The sequence below is a fragment of the Phormidesmis sp. 146-12 genome, from assembly GCF_052939495.1.
The window spans coordinates 36,035-59,749 of the sequence record NZ_JBJPHS010000022.1 but is presented as its reverse complement, the minus strand read 5'-3'; the positions used below and the strand labels follow the sequence as shown (position 1 = coordinate 59,749).

The 23,715-nt window shown below is 51.6% G+C and carries 4 protein-coding genes; all 4 read left to right on the top strand.

Translation table 11 applies throughout. The features are described from left to right. Position 1: 1 nt before the first annotated feature. Genes ACKFKF_RS12045 through ACKFKF_RS12030 form a run of 4 tightly spaced genes read left to right on the top strand, consistent with a single transcriptional unit; the run spans position 2 to position 23,713 of the window. Entirely contained in the window at positions 2-4,600 is a 4,599-nt protein-coding gene (locus ACKFKF_RS12045) for a MupA/Atu3671 family FMN-dependent luciferase-like monooxygenase (protein ID WP_446867927.1), read from the top strand. After that, positions 4,597-11,766 carry an amino acid adenylation domain-containing protein gene (locus ACKFKF_RS12040; RefSeq protein ID WP_446867926.1) on the top strand — a complete coding sequence of 2,390 codons (7,170 nt, stop codon included), beginning with the start codon at positions 4,597-4,599 and terminating at the stop codon, positions 11,764-11,766. Before ACKFKF_RS12045 ends, ACKFKF_RS12040 begins: the two co-directional genes overlap by 4 nt. Then, complete coding sequence (locus tag ACKFKF_RS12035) at positions 11,759-20,551, top strand: amino acid adenylation domain-containing protein (protein ID WP_446867925.1); 8,793 nt, start codon at positions 11,759-11,761, stop codon at positions 20,549-20,551. Before ACKFKF_RS12040 ends, ACKFKF_RS12035 begins: the two co-directional genes overlap by 8 nt. A 24-nt stretch (positions 20,552-20,575) precedes the next feature. After that, a complete protein-coding gene (locus ACKFKF_RS12030; RefSeq protein ID WP_446867924.1) occupies positions 20,576-23,713 on the top strand; it encodes a non-ribosomal peptide synthetase in 3,138 nt (1,045 codons plus the stop codon). Positions 23,714-23,715 lie beyond the last annotated feature (2 nt).

Below are 23,715 nucleotides of genomic sequence, written 5' to 3'. Positions count from 1 at the left end.
TATGCAATTCGGTTTCATGTTCTTTGCCAGTGGTGAAGATGCGCTGCTAGAAGAAAAATATCGTCTGGTCATTGAAAGTGCCCGGTTTGCCGATCGCCACGGCTTTACAAGCGTGTGGGTACCTGAACGGCACTTTACCCAGTTTGGCTGTCTCTATCCAAATCCGGCGGTGCTTCATGCTGCCCTGGCGCGAGAGACGAAGCAAATTCAACTCAGGGCAGGGAGTGTGGTTTTACCGCTGCATCCTCCTGTTCGAGTTGCCGAAGAGTGGGCAGTGGTAGACAATCTCTCTGGTGGCAGGGTGGGCATTTCGTTTGCGGCGGGCTGGAATCCAAATGATTTTGCGGGTTGCTCCGATCGCTACGACGATCGTTATAATATTTTATTTGCCGGAATTGAAACGGTTCAAAAGCTGTGGCGAGGCGACTCCATTTGGATGCCGAATGGCAAAAATATTCCTGTTGAAATTCGCATTTACCCGACCCCGATTCAATCAGAATTGCCGATTTGGGTAACAGCCGCAGGCAGTCCCAAAACCTTTATTCGCGCTGGGGAAATCGGAGCCAATCTACTCACGCATTTGTTTGACCACACGGTGGAGGAACTAGCGGAAAAAATTGCGCTCTATCGGGAGGCTCGATCTCGGCAGGGCTACGATCCAGCAACAGGGCAAATCACCGTCACGTTGCACACCTTAATTGGAGATGATCTGCAACAAACTCGTGAACAAGCGCGAAAACCCTACTGCAATTACCTAAAATCTAATCTGCCTTTGCTCAAGGGTTTAGCAGAAAGTCGAGGCTTAACCGTTGATGTTACCCAGCTTTCCGCAGCCGATCTAGAAGCTTTAGCAAATCTGATATTTGAGAAATTTGCTGCGAGTCGATCGCTAATTGGCACACCAGAGAGCTGTTTACCGCTGATTCAACAACTGGAGCAATTGGGCGTTGATGAAGTTGCCTGTCTGCTGGACTTTGGATTAGCTGCAAATCAAATTCTCGATCATTTGCCGCACTTAACTCGCCTTAAGGAGGTTTGTAGTGGTGCAGATAGTGACTTGAGAAATCGATCGAGCGATCGTCCACAATCTACTACAGAGAATTCATTGCGTGAGATCCAGGTTCGTTGCTCCGAATCGGTGACTGCCTCAGAGTTTTATGAGAACTTGCTAACAGTGGGCGTGGAATTTGACCGCAGTTTTCAAGGAATTCAGCAACTCTGGCGACGCGATGGAGAAGCGCTAGGAGATATCCAACTGCTGGAAATATTGGAATCAGATTGCGCCGATTACAGCCTGCATCCAGCCTTTTTAGATGCTTGCTTACAGGTATTTTTTGCTGCACTGCCCCGCGAGATCGTCGCTCAAACGCAATCCGTGCAATATCTTCCTGTTGGCTTCCAACGGTTAAAGCATCATCGCCCTTTGGAAAAGCGGGTGTGGAGCCATGCGATCGTACATTCAGAAATCAGCCCGACGGCTAAACAATTTGAAGGAACGGTTCAAATTTTGGATCAAATGGGTGCTGTGTTAATCGAGGTGATTGGACTCCGGTTGCAGCGAGTGTCTGAGCCGCAGTTGCCCAAAAAACTGCCTGAGAACTGGTTTTACCAAGTTGAGTGGCAACCGATTACCCCACCCATCGCCGCGCTTCAGCCTGCGGATTGGCTGCGATCGCTTCAGCAAATTACTGAGTGTTTTTCTTCATCCAAACCGTCTGAACTCTCGATTTATCAAAATTTTCAGCCACAGTTAGAAATCCTCAGCACAACCTATATCCTCTCGGCATTTCAGCAGTTAGGCTGGAATTTTTCAGACGGTGCGATCGTCTCCACTGCCTCCCTGACTGAATTAGGAATTGCACCAGCCCATCAACAGTTATCAGAACGCCTGCTGCAAATTTTGCAGGACGATGGAATTTTGTGCCAACTAAACTCAACCCAGTGGAAATGCAATCTTCCGGCTCACAGAGAGGCTTCACAGCAATGGAATGATCTGTGGGCAGCCTACCCTGCCTGTCGTGCCGAATTAACGTTGTTGGAGCGCTGTGGAACCCGACTAGCAGACGTGTTGCAAGGGCAATGTGACTCCCTGCAACTACTCTTTCCTGACGGATCGCTGGATTTAGTCGAGCAGCTTTATCAACACGCTCCAGCCGCTCAAGTCATGAATCGCTGGGTGCAACAAACGATCGCTGAAGCTGTGAACAGTCTACCCAAAGGTCAGCAAATTCGCATTCTAGAAATTGGGGCTGGAACCGGAGGTACCACGGCTCAGGTGCTTCCGTCTCTACCTGCCGCGCAAACAGAGTATTGGTTCACTGATGTTTCGCGGTTGATGACAGCGAGAGCAGAGCAAAAATTCCACAACTATCCATTTGTGCAGTACGGAGTGTTGGATATTGAGCAAGATCCGCAGTCTCAAGGCTTTTCTCCACAGCAGTTTGATGTGATTCTGGCAGCTAATGTTTTACATGCCACAGCGGATTTGCAGCAGACCTTAAAGCATGTGCGGCAATTACTGGCACCGGGCGGATTACTCGTATTGCTGGAAGGGACACAGCCTCAACGATCGCTCGATTTGGTCTTCGGTTTAACGGAAGGATGGTGGAAATTTACGGATCGATCGCTGCGTCCTGATTATCCATTACTTAGTCAAGAGCGCTGGTGTGAACTGCTGAAAAGCACTGGATTTGCTGAGGTGAGGGAGATCGCGCCTGAAGGAACTCCAGTACACCAAGCGGTGATTGTAGCTCAAGCCCCTGCGATCGTTGAGGACTGGCTGATTTTGGCTGATCAGAGCGGAGTCGGCACAGAACTAGCGAAACAGCTTCGAGCAGATGGAAAGCGGGTGAGCCTGGTTCAGGGCAATCGGTCTGAAGACGCTCGATCGTGGTTACAGAAGTTTGATCAGACAACCGCTCTGAGAGTAATTCACCTCAACAGTCTGGATTTGCCTGACAGTAGTAGTTTAACAACCCCTGAACTAGAAGCAGCTTCAGGAGTACTTTGTTTTGATGTTTTGTCTCTTCTTCAGTCGCTCACATCCAGTCAGTCGCAACTATGGCTGGTAACTCAGGGGAGCCAGTTTGTTCAACCGACTGATTCACAAGCTATTGTTCCGTCCTTACTCTGGGGATTGGGGCAGGTGATAGCAGTGGAGCAACCCCAACGTTGGGGTGGATTGATTGATCTTGATCCGCGTGCATCAGTTGAACAAAATGCCGCCGCACTATGGCAAGCAATCTCTGGGAATCCCCCGATCGCCTACCGACAGGGGGAATGGTATACGCCTCGCTTGGTGCAGCATCAGGCTACTGTTCAATCCGCAATTCAGGTTCAGTCAGGGGGTAGCTACTTGCTGACCGGAGGATTGGGAGATCTGGGTCTGCTGGTAGCACAATGGTTAGTTCGACAGGGATCGCGACATCTGATTTTGCTAGGACGATCGCTCCTGCCGCCTCGTAACCAGTGGGATGCGCCCCAAGAGAGCCGTGTGGCAAATCAAATTCAGACCATTCGGACGATCGAGGCATCTGGGGCAACCGTTTATCTAGCGACTGCCGATGTAGCAGACGAAGCCCAGATGATCGCAGCGCTGCATCACCTACAAGAACAGGGATGTCCCGAAATTCGTGGGGTGATGCACTTAGCAGGAGTTCCTCAACCGCTGGTTCCGCTTCAGCAGTTGGCTCAGGAAACCTTGACAGCGGTGTTGCGCCCGAAGGTGCTGGGCAGTTGGGTTTTGCATCGACTGTTTGACCATCAGACGCTCGATTGGTTTGTTCTATTCTCGTCCTGGGCGGGACTGTTGGGAGCCGTTGGGCAGCAGTTGGGCAGCTACAGTGCCGCCAATGCGTTTTTGGATACCCTGGCTTACTACCGTCGATCGCGGGGGCAACCCGCTCTGAGTATTGCCTGGGGAGACTGGGCGGAAGTGGGAATGCGATCGCGCTACGTCCAGGAGGGTTATCGACTGTTGCCAGATAGCTGGACTCTTCTGCCTGAACAGGGTCTAGCCGCGCTGGAACATCTGCTGCATCAGGAGATAGCGCAGGTGGCGGTGTTACCTGTGCCCTGGTCGGAGTTCTTCCAGGTGTTCCCAAATGCTGACTCGTCGCTGTTGCAACAGCTTGCCAATCAAGCAACCAATCAAGCAACTGAAACTCAGCCATCAATCGCCCCAACTTCCTGGTTGCAGGCGCTAGAGAGCCTTCCTACCAACGGACGCATAGAGGCGCTGCAAGCTCACATTCAGGAACAAGCTGCCCATGTGTTGGGAATTCAACCTCCCCAGCGCTTAGACCCGCAACGAGGATTGTTTGAACTGGGGATGGATTCTCTTATGGCGCTGGAACTAAAGCATCGATTGGAATCCAGTTTGGGCTGTGCAATTCCGGCAATTCTGGCGTTTGAGCATCCCACAGTCAGCGCTCTGACCAACCATCTAGCTCAAACCCTGTTGAACTGGAAGGAACCCACGATCGCGAAAGAGATTGCTCCCGCGATCGACTTAACTGATCCTTTAGCCAAGATTCAGCAGTTGTCAGATGACGAAGTTGAGCGGCTGCTATCCGAAAAAATGTCTGGGGCAATCCTATGAATGCATTTCTAGAACAAATTACAGACCTTTCTCCAAAACGGCTGGCACTGCTGGCGGTGGAGTTGAAATCCCAACTGGATGCCCTTCAGCAGGCCAAGACCGAACCGATCGCGCTGGTGGGCATGGGCTGTCGGTTTCCTGGAGCCAACCATCCGGCTGCATTTTGGCAACTGTTGCGGGATGGAATTGATCCGATTTCAGAAGTGCCCCCAGAACGCTGGCAGGTAGATGCTTACTATGATCCCAATCCGAATGCTCCTGGTAAAACCTACACGCGCTGGGGCGGATTCTTATCGCAAGTGGATCAGTTTGATCCCGATTTTTTTGGTATCAGTTCACGGGAAGCCATTAGCATAGACCCACAACAACGGTTGCTTTTGGAGGTTGCCTGGGAAGCGCTGGAACATGCCGGACAAGCCCCACGCGATTTGATGGGCAGCAAGACTGGGGTGTTTGTTGGGATTGGCACCAGTGACTATGCTAGTTTGCAAACCAGAACGAAAAATCCGGCCGCGATCGATGCCTACCTGGGTACGGGAAATGGCTTTTGCTTTGCCGCAGGTCGCTTGTCTTATCTATTGGGATTACAGGGCCCAAGTCTAGCGTTGGATACCGCCTGTACCTCGTCGCTGATGGCAGTTCATCTGGCGTGTCAGAGCCTCCGCAACCGGGAGTGCAATTTGGCGTTAGCTGGAGGCGTGAATTTGATTCTGTCACCAGAGGCGAACGTGATTTTTTCTAAAACTCGGTTGATGTCTGCTAAGGGTCGCTGCCGTACCTTTGATGCAGCAGCCGATGGCTATGTGCGATCGGAAGGCTGCGGCGTGGTCGCTCTGAAGCGGCTCTCTGATGCACAGGCAGCGGGAGATCACATTTGGGCGGTGATTCGCGGGACGGCGGTGAATCATGGCGGTGCGAGTGGTGGCTTAACGATTCCTAACGGGGCAACACAGCAGACGGTAATCCGAGAAGCCTTGTCGCAGTCCGGCGTTCAGCCTGCTCAAATTTCGTATGTCGAGGCGCAGGGAACCGGAACCCCGATCGGTGATCCGATCGAAGTTCGGGCGCTGGCGGCAGTGTTGGGGGAAGGGCGATCAGGAGAAACTCCGCTGTTCCTCGGCTCTGTCAAAACCAATATTGGACACACAGAGACTGCTTCGGGGATGGCCAGCTTAATTAAGGTGGCGTTGGCGCTGCATCATCAAGAATTACCGCCGCATCTCCATTTTCAGCAACTTAATCCCACGATTTCGCTGGAGGAGATTCCTGCCAAAATTCCAACTCAGCGCACGCCTTGGATGCCCATTCAGGGAAGACGGATTGCTGGAATTAATGCGTTTGGCGCAAATGGCACGAATGCTCATGTGATTGTGGAAGCGCCTCCGGATCAGCCAGTTCAGTCTATTGAGTTCGATCGTCCCTTGCACCTGTTCAGCGTTTCGGCAAAAAGTCCAATTGCTCTGCGATCGCTAGTTCAGCAGTATGTGGAATTTCTTGAGGAGCAGCCATCTGAGGTGATCGCAAACCTTTGCCATAGTGCGACAGTCGGACGATCGCATTTTAACTACCGCTTTGCCTGTGTTAGCCATTCTTTAGCACAAATTCAGCAGCAGTTAGTGATCTGGTTGCATCAAAATGCGAGCGAATTGATTGATCAGCCAACAACAACAGAGCGACACAAAATTGTCTTCTTGTTCCCCGGTGACACAGCGGCATGGGTTGGAACTCAGCTATACCAAACTCAGCCGACGTTCCGACAAATTTTGCAGCAGTGCGATCAGCGATTGCAGCCTATTCTGAAACAGTCACTTCTTTCGCTGCTTTATCCCAACACTGGCACTGTAGCAAAAGTGAGTGAGTCAGATTCGGCAGCGATCGCGTTTGTACTAGAGTATGCGCTGGCGCACTTGTGGCAGTCTTGGGGAATTCAGCCGGATGCTGTTCTGGGATACGGAGTAGGAGAATTGGTAGCCGCTTGTGTGGCGGGCGTGTTGAGCTTGGAGGAGGCGATACGGTGCATTACTCACCCATCAGAACATCCTTTGCAGACTGCGGCTCCCTGTCTGACACTGGTTTCTGGAGCAACCAGACAACTTCTAGATCACAACACTGCAAAGACTGATTGGCAACAATGCTTGTCTCGATCGACCAATAACCTGACAGGAATTCAAACGCTTCTAGAGCAAGGGTTTCAATCCTTTCTAGAAATTGGATTGCACTCCACATCGCTGGAAGCTTTGCGGCAAAAGTTCTCTACTCAAACCCAAGTGTGGCTGCCGTCTCTCGATCCTCAAACGGGCGAGTGGGAAACCTTGTTGAATAGTCTGAAGGAACTTTATCTACACGGCTTTGAGGTTGATTGGGCTGGATTCGATCGCGACTACCCCCGCCAACGGCAACCGCTCCCCACCTATCCCTTTGAACGCCAACGATATTGGTTAGAGTTAGACGATCGTCCGCCAATTGAAGCCCGATCATCCCGCTCTAGCGTGTCCCGTGAAACGCTGCTGACCCTGGAACCAGAATCGCAACAGCAGGCATTAGAGAGCTACTTGCGAGATCGCATTGCTCACGTACTAAGAGTTCCATTAGCAGAGATTGAATCATCGCGATCGCTCAAAACTCTAGCGCTGGATTCCATTATGGCACTGGAACTAAAGAGCGATTTAGAAACTGATCTAGGAGTTACGATCGCCCTTACAACGCTGCTGGAAGATAGTTCAATCACAGATCTAGCGGCTCAGTTGGTTCACAAGCTTGCCACCGCAACTCACCCAGTTCTGCCCCAAATTCAACCCGACCCAGAGCAGCACCATCAGCCTTTCTCACTCAACGACATTCAGGAAGCGTACTGGATTGGTAGAACGCGATCGTTTGAGATGGGTAACGTTGCCGCTCATGTCTATGCTGAATTCGACAGTTCCAATCTGGATTTACGTCGGCTAAATGATGCATTTCAACAGTTAGTAGTACATCACGATACGCTACGAACAATCATCTTGCCCGACGGACAGCAGCAAGTTCTCGCCTCAGTGCCTCCTTATCAAATTCACGAGTGGGATCTGCGCGGCAAGTCTCCAGAAGCCATGACCGCCGAACTCGCCGCGATTCGACAGCAGCTATCCCATCGAGTACGCCCGTCCGACATCTATCCCCTCTTTGAAGTTAGTGCAGCGCGATTGGATGACCAGCGAATCCGCGTGTTTCTCAGCTTTGATAATTTGCTCGTAGATGCTGCTAGTCTGGCGCTGTTACTCAAACAGTGGCGGCAGCTTTACCAGCAGGGCACTGCGCTTTCTAAGCTGGATCTCAGATTCCGCGATTACGTTCTAGCGCTGAAGACCCTGGAAGCCTCCGACGTGTATCAGCGATCGCTCACCTACTGGCAAGCTCGAATTCCCCAACTGCCCCCTGCACCAGAACTTCCCCTGGAGATCGCACCAACTGCCATTGACACTCCTCGGTTTGCACGTCAGACTGTCACACTGTCGCAGGAAATTTGGCAGCAGTTGAAGCAGCGCGCCATTCAAGCAGGTTTGACTCCCTCTGGACTGTTGCTGGCTGCCTATGCCGATGTGTTAGCCACCTGGAGCAAAACTCGTCACTTCACGATTAACCTGACGACGTTCAATCGGTTACCGCTCCATCCTCAAGTTAACGATCTTGTCGGTGATTTTACGTCCCTTACTTTGCTTGCAGTCGATTACAGTCAATCAGCTTCCTTTCAACAGCGTGCCCAACAGCTTCAGCATCAATTGTGGCAAGATCTGGAACACAGTGCAGTTAGCGGTGTTCGGGTTTTGAGAGAACTCGCGCGCGCTCAAGCAGGGGCGGGACGAATCACCATGCCCGTAGTGTTCACCAGTCTGCTAGCAAATCCCCAGATGCAGGATGAAACAGCATTTGCGACCGAATGGCTGGGCAAGTTAGTCTACAGCATTGCTCAAACCCCCCAAGTTTGGTTAGATCACCAGGTTTACGAAGACAACGGAGCGCTGGTGTTCAATTGGGATGCTGTGGAGGGATTATTTCCAGACGGGATGGTAGATGCGATGCTGACGGCTTACTGTCACCTGCTGGAAGATTTAGCAACTTGCGATCGACCCTGGCAGGCAGCTCGATCGGTATTGCTACCAACGGCAGATCAAGCGTTGCAGACTACCTTGAACGAGACGACCGCTCCTGTATCAAAGCATCTGCTGCACACCCTGTTCATGGCACACGCGCAAATGCAGCCGGATCACTTCGCGGTGATTGCGCCCGATTGCACCCTTACCTATGCAGAACTCTTGCGTCGTGCTACCCATGTAGGGCATCAACTACGCCGATCGGGAGTGCTGCCAAATCAACTGGTGGCGATCGTCTTAGAAAAAGGCTGGCAGCAAGTTGTTGCGGTATTGGGAGTGCTGATGGCAGGAGGTGCCTATGTGCCGATCGATCCGGAACTGCCGCAGGAACGCCGCTGGTATTTGCTAGAGCAAACTGCCGTTCGGCATGTTCTGACGCATCAATGTCTCCAAGCGTCGTTCGCTGCTAGCCATTTGCAGGTTTGGGATGTTGAGGATGCAGACTGGACTGACGAGCCGCTTCTAGAACCTGTGCAGCAGCCAACTGATCTTGCCTATGTGATCTACACCTCCGGATCGACAGGGCTTCCCAAAGGTGTAATGATCGACCATCAGGGAGCCGTTAACACGATTCTGGACATCAATCAGCGCTTCCTGGTCGGATCACAAGACCGCGTGTTTGCCCTTTCTTCTCTCAGCTTTGACCTCTCTGTGTATGACATTTTTGGAACGCTGGCAGCGGGCGGCACGATCGTCCTGCCACCTGCAACAGCCACGAAAGATCCCGCCGTTTGGTCAGAGATTTTGGAGCGCGAACACGTCACACTGTGGAATTCAGTTCCCGCCTTGATGCAAATGCTTCTGGAGTATGGCGCAGGGCGCTGCGGAGTGTTACCGGACAGCCTGCGGCTGGTGCTGCTGAGTGGAGACTGGCTGCCACTTTCCTTGCCCGATCGCCTCAAACAATTCGTTCCAGCAGTGCAAGTGGTCAGTTTGGGCGGAGCGACTGAGGCTTCGATTTGGTCGATTCTGTATGCGATCGCGGCTGTTGATCCAGCTTGGAAAAGCATTCCCTACGGGCAGCCGATGCGAAATCAGCAGTTTTATGTACTAGATGAGCAATTAGAGCCGCGTCCAGTCTGGGTTCCGGGGCAGTTGTATATTGCGGGGATGGGTTTAGCGCAGGGCTACTGGCAGGATGATGCTAGAACGATCACCAGTTTCATCGACCATCCTCGACTCGGACGGCTCTACAACACTGGAGATTTAGGGCGATATTTACCCAACAGGCAGATCGAGTTTCTGGGGCGCGAAGATTCTCAAGTGAAGCTGCGGGGCTATCGGATTGAGCTAGGGGAAATTGAAGCGACTCTGGAGCAACATCCAGCGGTTCAGGAAGCAGTTGTTTTAGCAACGGGAGACGGATCACTTCAGCAACTTGTAGCGTATGTAGTTCCTGCTGTAGATAAATTAGATTCACTGTTTTTGCAGCGGCAAGCATCAATGACACCCAAACAGTGGGAGGTACTAACGAAGTCGCTCCAGCCGTCCCCATCTGTTGAGGCGATCGATCTCAAGACGTTCTCAGAATTTTGGCACTCTCTAGAGCAGCTTTATCTCCACGCTACAGGCGTTGCATTACAGAAGCTAGGAGCCTTTCAATCTGACAATGATGCTGATGTGACAGAACTATTGCGGCACTGTCAGATCCAGCCCCGCTATCAACGCTGGTTGCAACGGGCACTGACTCACCTCGTACAGAAGGGTTGGCTAAAGCAGCAGAACGATCGCTTTGTGCAAGTATCTCCCTTACCGACCCATCTATCTCGCGATCTAATTGCCCGTGTTCACACAGGAGCGACACAAGGTTGGGGATTGAGTCAGGAAGCAGCCCAACTACTCCTTCAGGTAGCTGAAAATCTGGCGGATATCCTAACTGAGACGCAGCATTCAGCCGAAATTTACGCTGCCGACGCAGTTCCAGAAATTTATCAAAAGCAATTTCAGGCGAGCAATGCTGTAATGCGATCGCTAATCAGCAAGATTGCCCAATCCTGGCAACCTGAACCGCTGCGAATTTTGGAGGTTGGTGGGGGGATTGGCTCCACGACGCTGCATCTGTTGCCTGAGCTTCCTCCTGAGCGTACGACTTACCTATTCACCGATATTTCCAGCTATTTCTTGCAGCGGGCGCGATCGCGGTTTGCGGCTTACCCATTTCTGCAAACTGGGCTACTAGATCTAGAGCAAGACCCGCAGGAACAGGGCTATGAATTGCATACTTTCGATGTCGTAATTGCCTCCAGCGTTCTTCATGCCACTCGCAACATCAGCGAAACCTTGCACCACATTCGTTCGCTTCTGGCACCAGGGGGACTCTTACTGCTGCTAGAAGAAACCCAGTTCCATCCTGCCTTTGATCTCAGTATGGGGCTGCAACAGGGCTTCGATCGATTTGAGGACACCCATCTGCGACAACAGCATCCCTTGCTGTCTCAGGCACAGTGGCGGCAGGTTCTCACCGCTACCGGATTTACCGATTGTCAAATCCTGGCTCAATCTGGCTCGATCGCTGAGTGGCTAGGGTTTGATGTGCTGCTGGCGCGAAGTCCTGCATCGGTTCAGCACTTTCAGCCACAGAAACTCCGAACGTTTCTGGCGGAGAAGCTACCAGAGTACATGCTACCGTCTGCCTATATGCCGATGGAAACTTTACCGCTAACGGCAAATGGGAAAGTTGATCGTCGATCGCTGCTGGCTCTAAAGCGTCTCGCTGCACCGAGTTTAGAATCTGCTTTTGTGGCTCCCCGCACAGCGATCGAAACGGCACTGGCAGACATCTGGTGCCAGCTTTTGAGCCGTGATCAGGTTGGCATTCATGACACTTTCTTTGATCTAGGGGGAGACTCCCTACTAGCAACCCAGGTGATTTCCCGCGTTCGTGAAACCTTCTCAGTGGAGGTGTCGCTGCGGAGCTTGTTTGATCAACCTACCGTGGCAAAGCTGGCTGAGGTGATTGCTCAGTCGATTGCCGATCAAGTTAATCCTGACCTGCTGGCAGAACTAGAAGCTGAATTCTTAGGGGAAGATTATGAATAATGCCGATCGGATAGCCAACCTATCGCCGGATCAACTGGCGAAACTGACTCAGCGGCTTCAGCAAAGTCGGCAGGCGCGATCGCGAATTCAGCCCCAACCTCGAACAGGTCATGCTTTTCCGCTGTCATTTGCTCAACAGCGATTGTGGTTTCTACATCAGCTTTATCCAGAAATTCCGCTTTACAACGTGCCCGCAGCCGTCGATCTCAAGGGTCGGCTACAGGTATCTGGTTTGCAGCAAAGTCTGACCGCGCTCTGTCAGCGCCACGAAGGACTACGAACGATCTTTACCACATCGGATGGAGAACCGATGCAGGTCATTCAACCTGCTGCATCCTGGGATCTGCCAATGATAGATTTACAATCTCTGCCCCCATCTGAGCAGGAAGCAGCCGTACAGCAGTTGGCAACTGAGGTAGCACAACGCCCGTTTGATTTAGCGCAGGGCCCACTGCTACGAACAACCCTGCTGAAGTTGGATGCAGAGACGTATGTTCTCCTGCTCAATGTGCATCACATCGTGGCGGATGGTTGGTCGCTAGGAATTTTCGTTCGAGAACTGGCACTGCTATACGAGGCGGTTCTAGATGGGAAGTCCTCGCCGCTACCGGATTTGCCGATTCAATACGTCGATTTTGCGGTGTGGCAGCGGCAGTGGTTGCAAAAGGATCTGGAGCAGCATTTATCCTACGGCAGACAGCAACTTGCGGAAGCTCCGGCAGTTTTACCACTCCCCTGCGATCGTCCCCGCCCTCCAGTGCAAAACTTTCAGGGAGCCGTGCAAGCGGTTCACCTACCCAAGTCACTCATTCAACCGTTGCGATCGCTAGGACAGGAGCACGGGGCGACCCTGTTTATGACGTTGCTGGCAGCCTTCAAAACACTGCTCTATCGCTACACGGATCAAACCGATATTTTGATTGGCGCTCCGGTAGCAAACCGCAATCGTGCTGAGACAGAAGCTCTGATAGGAGTGCTGGTAAATCCGCTGGTATTGCGAACCAACCTGGAGGGTGATCCAACATTTCTGGAACTGCTGCAACGAGTGCGATCGGTTGTCCTAGAAGCAAGTCATCATCAAGATTTACCGTTTGAAAAACTGGTGGAGGCGGTGCAACCAGAGCGGAGTCTCAGTCATGCGCCACTGCTTCAGGTCATGTTTACCCTGCAAACCGCGCCGATCGCGCCGCAGAGGTGTGGTGAATTGAGTCTAAAACCGCGCCCTCTGCACACAGCAACGACACAATTTGATTGGGTGATGAACTTGCTGGAAACCGCCGACGGCGTTGAAGGCTGGATCGAATACCGCACCGATCTCTTTGACGCTGCAACGATGCGCCGCATGGTGGATCATTTTCAGACGCTTCTGACTGGAATTGCGTCAACCCCTCATCAGCGGCTTTCTCAGTTACCGCTTTTAACAGAACCAGAGCGGCATCAGCTACTAGAAACCTGGACTCAAACTCAGACGGACTATCCGCAGGTATGTCTGCATCACTGGGTGGAAATGCAGGCGCAACAGCACCCAGACGCGATCGCCGCTCTATGGAACGAGCAACCTCTTAGCTACGGGGAACTGAACGATCGAGCAAATCAGCTTGCTCACTTCCTCCAAAGTTGGGGAGTCGATCCTGATCAACGGGTCGGGATCTGCTTAGAACGGTCTCTAGACATGCTGATTGCGATCCTGGCAGTTCTCAAGGCTGGAGGCGCTTATCTGCCGCTTGATCCTGACTACCCTAGCGATCGATTGGCATTTATGCTGGCTGATGCACAGATCGTTGGCTTAGTGACCCAGCGTGATCTGCAAAGTCGATTGCCGTCTTACTCAGGTTCGATTGTCTGCCTGGATGCAGATTGGAGCGCGATCGCTGCCTGTTCCACCACAAATCCTGCCAGTTCTGTCACGCTGGATCATCTGGCTTACGTCATTTACACATCTGGTTCTACCGGACAGCCAAAAGGCGTGCTGCTGACTCATCGCGGACTGGCAAACCTGAGTCAGGCACAACAGCAAACCTTTCGCTTATCGTCAGACAGCCGCATTCTGCAATTTGCCTCGTTTAACTTCGATGCGTCGGTATGGGAACTGGTGATGGCATGGCGATCGGGAGCCACACTGTATCTAGGTCGATCTGATCAGCGATTGCCCGGTTCGCCATTGCAGCAGTTTTTGCAAACTCACGCCATTACTCACGCAACGCTGCCCCCGTCTGCTCTCGCCGCTCTGTCTCCGTCTAATCTGCCTGCTCTGCATACACTGATTGTGGCGGGAGAAACCTGTCCAGCGGCGTTAGTTTCCACTTGGGCAGTGGGGCGACAATTTTTCAATGCCTATGGCCCGACTGAAACAACCGTGTGCGCTACGGTGGCTGAATGTACGGCGACGGATACGAACCCCTCGATCGGGCGTGCCATTGCGAATACCCAAACCTACGTGCTGGATCGTCACAAACAACCCGTTCCGATCGGGGTCATTGGTGAACTGTATCTCGGCAGCGTCGGGTTGGCGCGGGGATACCTGGGTCGATCAGACCTAACAGATCAGGCGTTTCTGCCCCATCCGTTCAGTTCTGTGGCAGGTAAGCGCTTGTACAAAACCGGGGATCTCGTGCGCTATCGCGCCGATGGCAGGCTGGAATTTGTCGGACGGGCAGATCAACAGGTGAAATGGCGCGGCTTTCGGATTGAACTGGGAGAAGTGGAAGCTGCGCTACGAAAGCATTCTGCGGTTCAAGACGCTGTAGTGATCCTGCGGCAAGATCCTGCCCAATTAGTTGCCTACGTTGTGCCAGAACCTGCCACGGACTTGAATTCCAACAGCTTACGGCGTGATCTGCTGCAACAATTACCCAGCTATTTGGTACCCTCTGTCTGCGTGCTACTGGAGGCGCTGCCGCTGAATCAAAATGGCAAGGTCGATCGCCGTGCCCTTCCTGCTCCAGATGCCACGCCTGCGGAGAGTTCTCCCATTCCAGCCCGCACCGCCACAGAAGCGATCTTAGTTGAAATTTGGACGCAGATCTTAGGGCGCAAGTCGATCAGCATTCACGATAACTTTTTTGAATTAGGTGGACATTCGCTGCTGGTGGCGCAAGCGATCGCACGGGTGCAATCTGCCTTACAGGTGGAGGTTCCGCTGCGGCGCTTATTCGAGGCTCCAACCATTGCAGAATTCGCCGAGAGCTTGAAATCAGAGCAGGCGATCGTTCAGTCGTTCCAGCCGATTCGACCCATTTCCCGTAGTGAAGTCTTACCCCTCTCCTTTGCCCAGCAGCGGATCTGGTTTTTGCAGCAGTTAGAACCGAGCAATCCAGCTTATAACATTCCCACTGTGCTGCATATTAGCGGTTCCTTAAATCTGTCTGCTTTGGAGCAGAGTTTCAACGCCCTCTTGCAGCGGCATGAAGTCTTGCGTACCAGTATTGAAGCTAAGGATGGGCAGCCCCAAGTAGTCATTCACCTACCTTTCAGCTTCAATCTACCCGTTGTTGATCTACAAGCACTCTCAGCCATTCAGCAGCAAACCGAGACGCAGCGGCTGGCGGCAGAAGTAGCGCAACACAGCTTTGATCTGAGTCAGGCTCCTCTTTTGCGGGTCACGATCGCGCAACTCCAACCCACTAAACACCTGCTGTTTGTCACTCTGCACCACTTGATTGGAGATGCCGGATCAGCACAAATTCTAGTGCGGGAACTGGCGGTTCTCTACGATGCCTTCTGCCACGGGAGACCTGCTCCCTTACCAGATCTCCCGATTCAGTATGTCGATTTTGCCGACTGGCAGCGGCGCTGGTTACAAGAAGACGTGATGCAAACCCAGTTAGCATACTGGCAGCAGCAATTGCACAACCCTCCCACTCTGCTCCCGCTACCCCTCGATCGCCCCCGTCCGGCCGTTCAGAGTTTTCGGGGTAAAACCGAATGGCTACGAATACAGTCTCCGCTCAAACAGGCACTCCAGCAGTTAGGACAGCAGCACGGGACAACCCTATTCATGACCTTGCTGGCGGCATTTGCCACGTTACTGTCCCGATACACCCAGCAAACCGATATTCTGATTGGCACCCCGATCGCGAATCGCCATCATCCAGGGCTTGCCGATTTGATTGGTTGCTTCCTCAACACGCTGATCCTCCGTACCGATCTATCGGACAATCCTCAGTTTTCTCAGGTGCTTGCCCAGGTGCGTGAAACGGCACTGAAAGCTTACGCCCATCAAGATGTGCCGTTTGAGCAAGTGATTGAGACTCTAAACCTAGCGCGTCAGACCAGCCATACACCTTTGGTACAGGTGATGCTGAGTGTACATCCCGCGATCGCGCCTCTCGAAACTTCCGGCTTAACCTTGACTCCACAAGCAAATGTAACCAATACCGCCAAGTTTGATCTGACCCTGGTGTTTAGCGACTCAGAGGAAGCACTGCTGGGGGCACTAGAGTACAACACTGATCTGTTTGATGAGAGCACGATCGCGCGGTTATTGGAGCATTTTCAGACTTTGCTGGCTGGCATCGTGGCTGACCCAGAGCAGCGCCTTGCCAATCTGCCGTTGTTAACATCCACAGAGCGCCAAATCATGCTAGTGGAATGGAATCAAACCAACACCGAGACTCCTGAATTGTGCCTGCATGAATGGGTAGAAGCTCAGGTGCAACAAAGACCAGAAGCGATCGCCCTGCGCTACCACGACTCCGCCCTCACTTACGACACCCTCAACCAGCGTGCCAACCATCTCGCTCACCATCTGCAACAGGTGGGAGTTTGCAGTGAAACCCGCGTCGGTCTATTTCTGGAGCGTTCCCCTGACCTCTTAGTTGCTCTACTCGCCGTTCTCAAAGCGGGTGGCACCTATGTTCCCCTTGACCCTGCTTATCCCCCAGACCGCCTTACCTTCATCCTCACCGATGCTCAAGTTGCCGTGCTGCTGACCAACACAACTCTGGAAAATGTCTTACCTTTTGCAGGTCTGGTTTTGCCGCTCGATCAAGTCTGGCGTGATTGTTCATCTCGATCGCCTCTCCCCTGCCCAACGACTTCAACCCAGTTGGCATACATCCTCTACACCTCTGGCTCCACGGGCAGACCAAAAGGGGTGCAGATTCCTCATCGCGCGGTGGTCAACTTTCTCTACTCAATGCAGCAGGACTTGAACCTGAGTCCGGGCGATGTGCTGCTATCTGTCACCTCGCTCTCGTTTGATATTGCGGTGCTGGAATTGCTGCTGCCTCTCGTTGTGGGGGCAACGGTAGAACTGGTAGACCGAGCTACGGCAGTCGATGGTCAACGATTGGCAGCTACGCTCACTCGCGCTCAAGCCACCTTCATGCAAGCAACTCCTGTGACGTGGCGACTGCTACTAGAAGCCGATTGGCAGGGATTACCGGGTCTAACGCTGCTGTGTGGCGGCGAAGCCCTCACCCCCGACCTTGCTGCCCAGTTGTTACCACGCGGCGCGGCACTATGGAATCTCTACGGCCCCACGGAAACCACAATCTGGTCTACGCGCCATCGCCTCACCGATGCCACAGAAGCCGCCGTGATTGGACGTGCGATCGCCAACACCCAACTCTACGTTCTCGACCAGCAGCAGCAGCCTGTGCCCATTGGCATCATCGGAGAACTATACATCGGCGGAGCAGGCGTGGCGCGGGGGTATGTGGGACGAGATGACCTGACGGCAGAGCGATTTGTCCCGAATAGATTTAGTGCAACCCCAGGAGCGCGGTTGTATCGGACAGGAGACCGCGTGAAGTATCGAGCGGATGGCAGCATCGAATATGTGGGGCGAGTGGATCATCAGGTGAAGCTGCGGGGATTCCGGATTGAGTTGGGTGAGATTGAAGCGGTGCTGTCTCAGCATCCTCAAGTCCGCCAAGCTGTCGTATTGCTCTCAGGAGAACCCCATCCGCACCTGTTGGCATTTGTTGTACCAAACGACTCACTGATCGCCGACTCTGCCTTACGAGAATTTCTCAAAGCGCAGCTACCAGAGTATATGGTGCCCAGCGAATTTCGAGTGCTGGAATCGTTCCCTCTGACTCCGAATCGTAAAATCGATCGTCGGGCGCTGGCGGCTCTGAAGCCTATTCGATCGGAGTTAACCAAGAGCATTGCGGCACCCCGCGATCCGATCGAGTCCGCGATCGCGGAGATCTGGCAGCAGGTACTTAGTGTGGAGTCAGTTGGCATAGATATCAATTTCTTTGAACAGGGGGGTCACTCTCTGCTTGCCACGCAGGTGATCTCCCGGATTCGGGAATCGTTGCAAGTCGAACTTCCGCTGCGTTGCCTGTTTGAATCTCCCACGATTGCAGCTTTAGCAGAGGAGGTGCGATCGCAGATCCAAGCTAAGTCAGAATCCCAGGTTCCGCCGATCGAACCCGTTCTCCAACGAGACAATTTGCCGCTGTCATTTGCTCAAGAGCGACTGTGGTTTCTGGATCAATTGCAACCAGGCGATTTTGCTTACAATATGCCGATCGCATTACGCTTGAGCGGTTTCCTGGATATCGCCATCTTGAAGCAGAGTTTGAACACGATCGTGCAGCGGCATGAAATCTTGCGAACTACGTTTCCGATCGTTGATGGCAACCCTGTTCAGGTGATTGCTCCGGTGCAAACAGTAAAAATTCCCATTGTTGATCTCAGTAGCTTGGAGCCGACACAACGTAATCTAGAGGTACAACAATTGCTGACCGAAGCGGCTCGTCTCCCCTTCGATCTGGCACAAGGTTCATTAATGCGAACTGAGTTGCTGCGGCTGTCGGAGTCTGAGCATGTGGCGCTATTGACCCTACACCATATTGTTTCTGATGGCTGGTCACTCGGTGTGCTGGTACAAGAATTGACTGCTTGCTACAACGCCTTGATTGCGGGAAATCCTGCTCCACTGCCAGCTCTGCCCATTCAGTACGCCGATTTTGCTGTCTGGCAGCGGCAATGGTTGCAGGGAGAAGTGTTGCAGCGGCAGATGTCTTACTGGCAGCAGAAACTTGCTGGACTGCCCCAACTGAAGTTACCGATCGACCCACCCCCATCCATTCCAACTGCACCGGGTGCGATCGCAACGTTCACACTACCTCCCAATTTAGCGATAGCACTGAAGCAGTTGAGTCATCAGGCAGGAGCGACAATGTTCATGACACTACTAGCAGCATTTCAAACACTGCTTCACCGCTACAGCGGAGCGGAAGAGCTTGTCCTCGGTACTGATGTAGCAAACCGCAACCATGCTGGAATTGAACCCTTAATTGGTTTCTTCGTTAATTTACTGGTAATCCGAACGGATCTCTCCGGCAATCCCAGTTTTAGGAATTTGCTGCAACGGGTGCGAACGGTGATGCTGGAAGCCTATGCCCATCAGGATTTACCATTTTCTCGCCTAGTAGATGCATTGCGTTCCGATCGCCGCAGCCACACGCCCCTATTTCAAGTTTTGTTTGTTTTACAAAATGCTCCCATGCCACCGCTAGAGCTATCTGGATTAACCGCAACGCCTCTAGTGGTTGAAACAGGAGCCGCTAAATTTGATTTGGCATTGTTTATGGAAGATACGGATCAGGGAACCGTTGGCACCTGGAATTACCGCACAGATCTGTTTCGTCCAGACACGATCGCAGCCTTGTCACGACAGTTTGAAGCCTTGCTCAACAGTATTGTGGCCCAGCCCGATACACCGATAGGTCATTTGAATCTGTACACCGATGCCGAAAAATTGCAAAAAGCGATCGCTCAAAAACAACGCAAGGTAGAGAACCTGAAGAAATTTAAGCAAATCGTGCCAAAAGCGATCAGCCTGCCGCAAGGAGAACTGATTAGAACGCGAGTGTTACAATCCCACGCGCCGCTGCCGCTAATGGTAGAACCCGCGATCGAATCCTTAGACGTAGCAGATTGGGTCAGAGAAAATTGCGATTGGATTGAAACCCAACTATTGCAGCATGGAGGCATTCTATTTCGGGGATTTCAGGTTCCATCGGCTCAGGCGTTTGAGCAATTTGCTCAAGCAATTTGTCCAGAGTTATTTGAGGAGTATGGCGATTTACCCAGAGCAGGCATTAGTGGAAAAGTGTACGGCTCCACTCCCTATCCTGCTGACAAAGCAATTCTGTTTCACAACGAAAGCTCTCACCTGCATCGCTATCCGATAAAAATCTGGTTTTACTGTGTGCAACCTGCTGAACAAGGCGGAGAAACCCCGATCGTCGATTGTCGGCAGATGTATCAGCGTCTCAGCCCAGCAGTCCGCGATCGCTTATCAGAAAAGCAACTAATGTACGTCCGCAACTATACGAAAGGGTTAGATGTAAGCTGGCAAGATTTCTTTCGCACTAGCGATCGCGCTATGGTTGAAACCTACTGTCACCAAGCAGGAATCGAGTTTGAATGGCTGGATCATGACGGTTTAAGAACTCGTCAAATTCGACCTGCGATCATTCAGCACCCAAAAACCCAGGAGTGGGTATTTTTCAATCAGTTGCAACTCCATCATCTATCGTTCTTGGAACCGTCTGTCCAGGCATCCTTACTAGATTTATTTGGCGCAGAAATGCTGCCGCGTCAAGTTTACTACGGCGATGGGTCGGACATTGAAGCATCTGTTTTAACGGAAATTGAAGAGCTTTATCAACAGCTAAAACAGCAGTTTACCTGGCAGCCAGGAGACATTTTGATGCTGGATAATTTGCTGGTTGCTCACGGGCGCAATCCTTACATTGGGTTCCGCAAAATTGTTGTGGCAATGGGAGAGATGTCTGTCGATCGCCGCCTATCCGTCAATTAAGACTGAGTTAAGAGAGATAGATTTATGCAAGACCCAATCATTACAGGATACAGATTGTCTCCCCAACAACAGCGCTTGTGGAGGCTACAGGCATCTGGCGATCGCTATATCGCTCAATGTGTGATTCAGTTAAACGGAGAGATTGATGTCGATCGCCTACACGCTGCTCTCCAAGCTGTTGTTAATCGCCACGACAGTTTACGAACTACGTTTGGTCGTCGGGCTGGGATGAAACAACCGCTGCAAATCATTCATCCTGTAGCTTCAATCGTCTGGCGATACTGTGATCTGAGCGTTGAAGCTAAAGCTTCTCAAATCGAATCCTTGATCGAAGCAGAACAAGGCGAGTTCGAGAGTCTAGAACAGTTGCCATTGTTGCGATCGCTCTTACTTGCACTGTCACCCCAAGAATTCTTACTGATCCTGACATTGCCTGCGCTCTGTGCAGATTCGAGAAGTTTACAAAATTTGGTAAAGGATTTATTTCAAGCTTACACGCATAACTTGATAGATCAAATTTCATCAGAGGAAGTGGTGCAATATGTACAGTTCTCAGAGTGGCAGAATGAACTGTTAGAAGAAAATAACACTGCGGAATCGTACTGGCAGCATTCGCAGCTAACCTCATTAAAGTTGCCATTTAGAATGATCTCAGATGGTATCACTTCATTTAAGCCACAGGTTTATTCTGTTCCCCTCTCGCCTGAAATTAACACTCAAATTCAAGCGACAGCAGGGCGGTATGGTGTGTCGATCGCACTCTTTTTACTAGCGTGTTGGCAGGTGTTAATTGAACGACTGACTGGACAAGCAGAAATCACGATCGGAGTCGTTTGGAGCTATCAACAGTATGAAGAACTAGAGTCTGTTGTTGGTTTATTGAGCCAGTCTCTACCATTAAAAAGTCAGTTAACCAAAGGGATTTCATTCAGCGAAGTGCTGCGTCAAACTCATCAAACCTGGCAGGCGATGGAGGAGTGGCAGGACAGGTTTGATGGATTGAAGGATCAAGAATTCTTTCCCTTAAGCTTTGAGTTTTTTGAGCAGTTATCCCAATCTGTGCCAGAACTATCCTGGGAAATTGAGCGACAGCAGGTTTATAGCGATCGCTTCGATCTAAAACTCAGCAGCTTTACGCAAGCAGGTCATCTAACTATCGAGTTGCAGTACAATTCCAACCTGTTTTCTACTCAAGCGGTTTCCTGTCTTGCATCTCAGCTACAAACTCTACTCGAAAGTGCCACTGCTCAACCAGAACGCTCGATCGCTCAACTTAATCTTCTAAGCGCAGAAGACCGCAATCAACTGCTAGTTCAATGGAACAATACGGCGGTTGCCTACCCACTCAATGTATCTTTGCCTCAGCAATTTGAACAGCAAGTTGAGCGGACTCCCGATGCCATTGCTTTGGTATTTGAGAATCACTCAATGACTTATCAAGAATTAAACAATCAAGCTAACCGATTAGCTCATTACTTGCAACAATGCGGGGCTGTACCAGATATTCCAATTGCGATCTATCTGGAGCGATCGCTAGAGCTAATTATCGCAATTCTAGCAATCCTGAAAGTAGGAAGTGCTTACCTGCCGCTAGATCCAGCCTTGCCAACTGCTGGCTTGGAGTTTCGGTTACAGGATGCTCAGGTGCCGATCGTCCTCACTCAGAAATTGTTATTGCATCGCCTACCTGAATCCCTGCCGCAGGTGATCTGTGTGGATCACGACCAGGCGACGATCGCTCAACACAGTCCTGAGAATCTCAATCTTGCGATCGCTCTGACCAACACTGCCTACATTATCTACACGTCTGGTTCGACTGGACAAGCTAAGGGAGTGATGATTGAACATCGACAGATTCTCAACTACCTGCACAGCATTTCAGAGCAGTTAAATTTTCCACCTAACGCCAGCTATGCGATCGTGTCCACGCTGGCAGCAGACCTCAGTTACACAATGCTGTTTCCCTGTCTCTGTAGCGGCGGCTGTTTGCACATCATTGCGGCTGACCGCGCCTGTGATGCTCAAGCACTGGCTGAATATTTTAGCCAACATTCGATCGACTGTCTCAAGATCGTTCCCTCCCATCTACAAGCTTTACTCGATTGTCCAGATCCCACCAAAATTTTGCCCCGACAGCGATTAGTTTTGGGCGGAGAAGTTTGCCGTTGGAGCTTAATTGAGCAGATTCAACAACAGATGCCCACCTGCGAAATCTTTAATCACTATGGGCCGACGGAAACAACGGTGGGAGTACTCACGTATGCTGTTAAGCCAGAGGATTTAGCGAACCGCATTTCGGAAACAGTGCCGATCGGACGAGCGATCGCCAACACGCAGATTTATGTTCTGGATAGTCACGGACATCCTGTGTCGATCGGAGCCACAGGTGAACTTTATATCGCTGGTGCAGGACTAGCGCGAGGATATTTGAACCGTTCTGATTTAACAACTGAAAAATTTGTCTCTCATCAGCTTGATCAACGGCTCTACAAAACTGGAGATTTCGTTCGATATCTGCCCAACGGCAACCTGGAGTTTTTGGGGCGCGTTGACCAGCAAGTTAAATTGCATGGATTTCGGATTGAACTGGGAGAAATTGAAGCGCGATTGCTACACCATCCAGAGGTGAGAGAAGCCGTCGTGCAGTTGAGGGAAGACGATCCGAAAAATCCGGTACTGGTTGCTTATGTAGTACTACAGGCTTCAATTCCTGTGTCAGACCTGCGGCAATTTCTGAAGCAGAAGCTACCGGAATACATGATTCCCGCCGCCTTTGTGGAATTAAAAGCGTTGCCCTTGACTGCCAATGGCAAAGTTGATCATCATGCGCTGCCTACACCTGAGAAAGCCAAATCTGTCCAATCTTATGTTGCACCTCGCAATTCGGTTGAAGCGACGATCGCTACTATCTGGTCAGAAATTCTAGGGGTGGAAATGATTGGCGTTTACGACAACTTCTTTGAGCTAGGTGGACACTCTTTGTTGGCAACTCAAGTACTGGCTCGACTACGCCAGACCTTTCAAGTGGAACTCCCACTGCGGCAACTCTTTGAGGCACATACAGTTGCAGAGGTCGCTGAGCAGATCGAGGCAATCCTGCTGGCGGAAATAGAAGAACTAACCGAAACAGAAGCGCAAGAACTTGTCCAGAAGAGGGGGTAGAA

Coding starts and splice junctions, on each gene's coding strand:
- ACKFKF_RS12045 (WP_446867927.1), top strand. CDS start 2: ATGCAATTCGGTTTCATGTTCTTTGCCAGTGGTGAAGATGCGCTGCTA.
- ACKFKF_RS12030 (WP_446867924.1), top strand. CDS start 20,576: ATGCAAGACCCAATCATTACAGGATACAGATTGTCTCCCCAACAACAG.
- ACKFKF_RS12035 (WP_446867925.1), top strand. CDS start 11,759: ATGAATAATGCCGATCGGATAGCCAACCTATCGCCGGATCAACTGGCG.
- ACKFKF_RS12040 (WP_446867926.1), top strand. CDS start 4,597: ATGAATGCATTTCTAGAACAAATTACAGACCTTTCTCCAAAACGGCTG.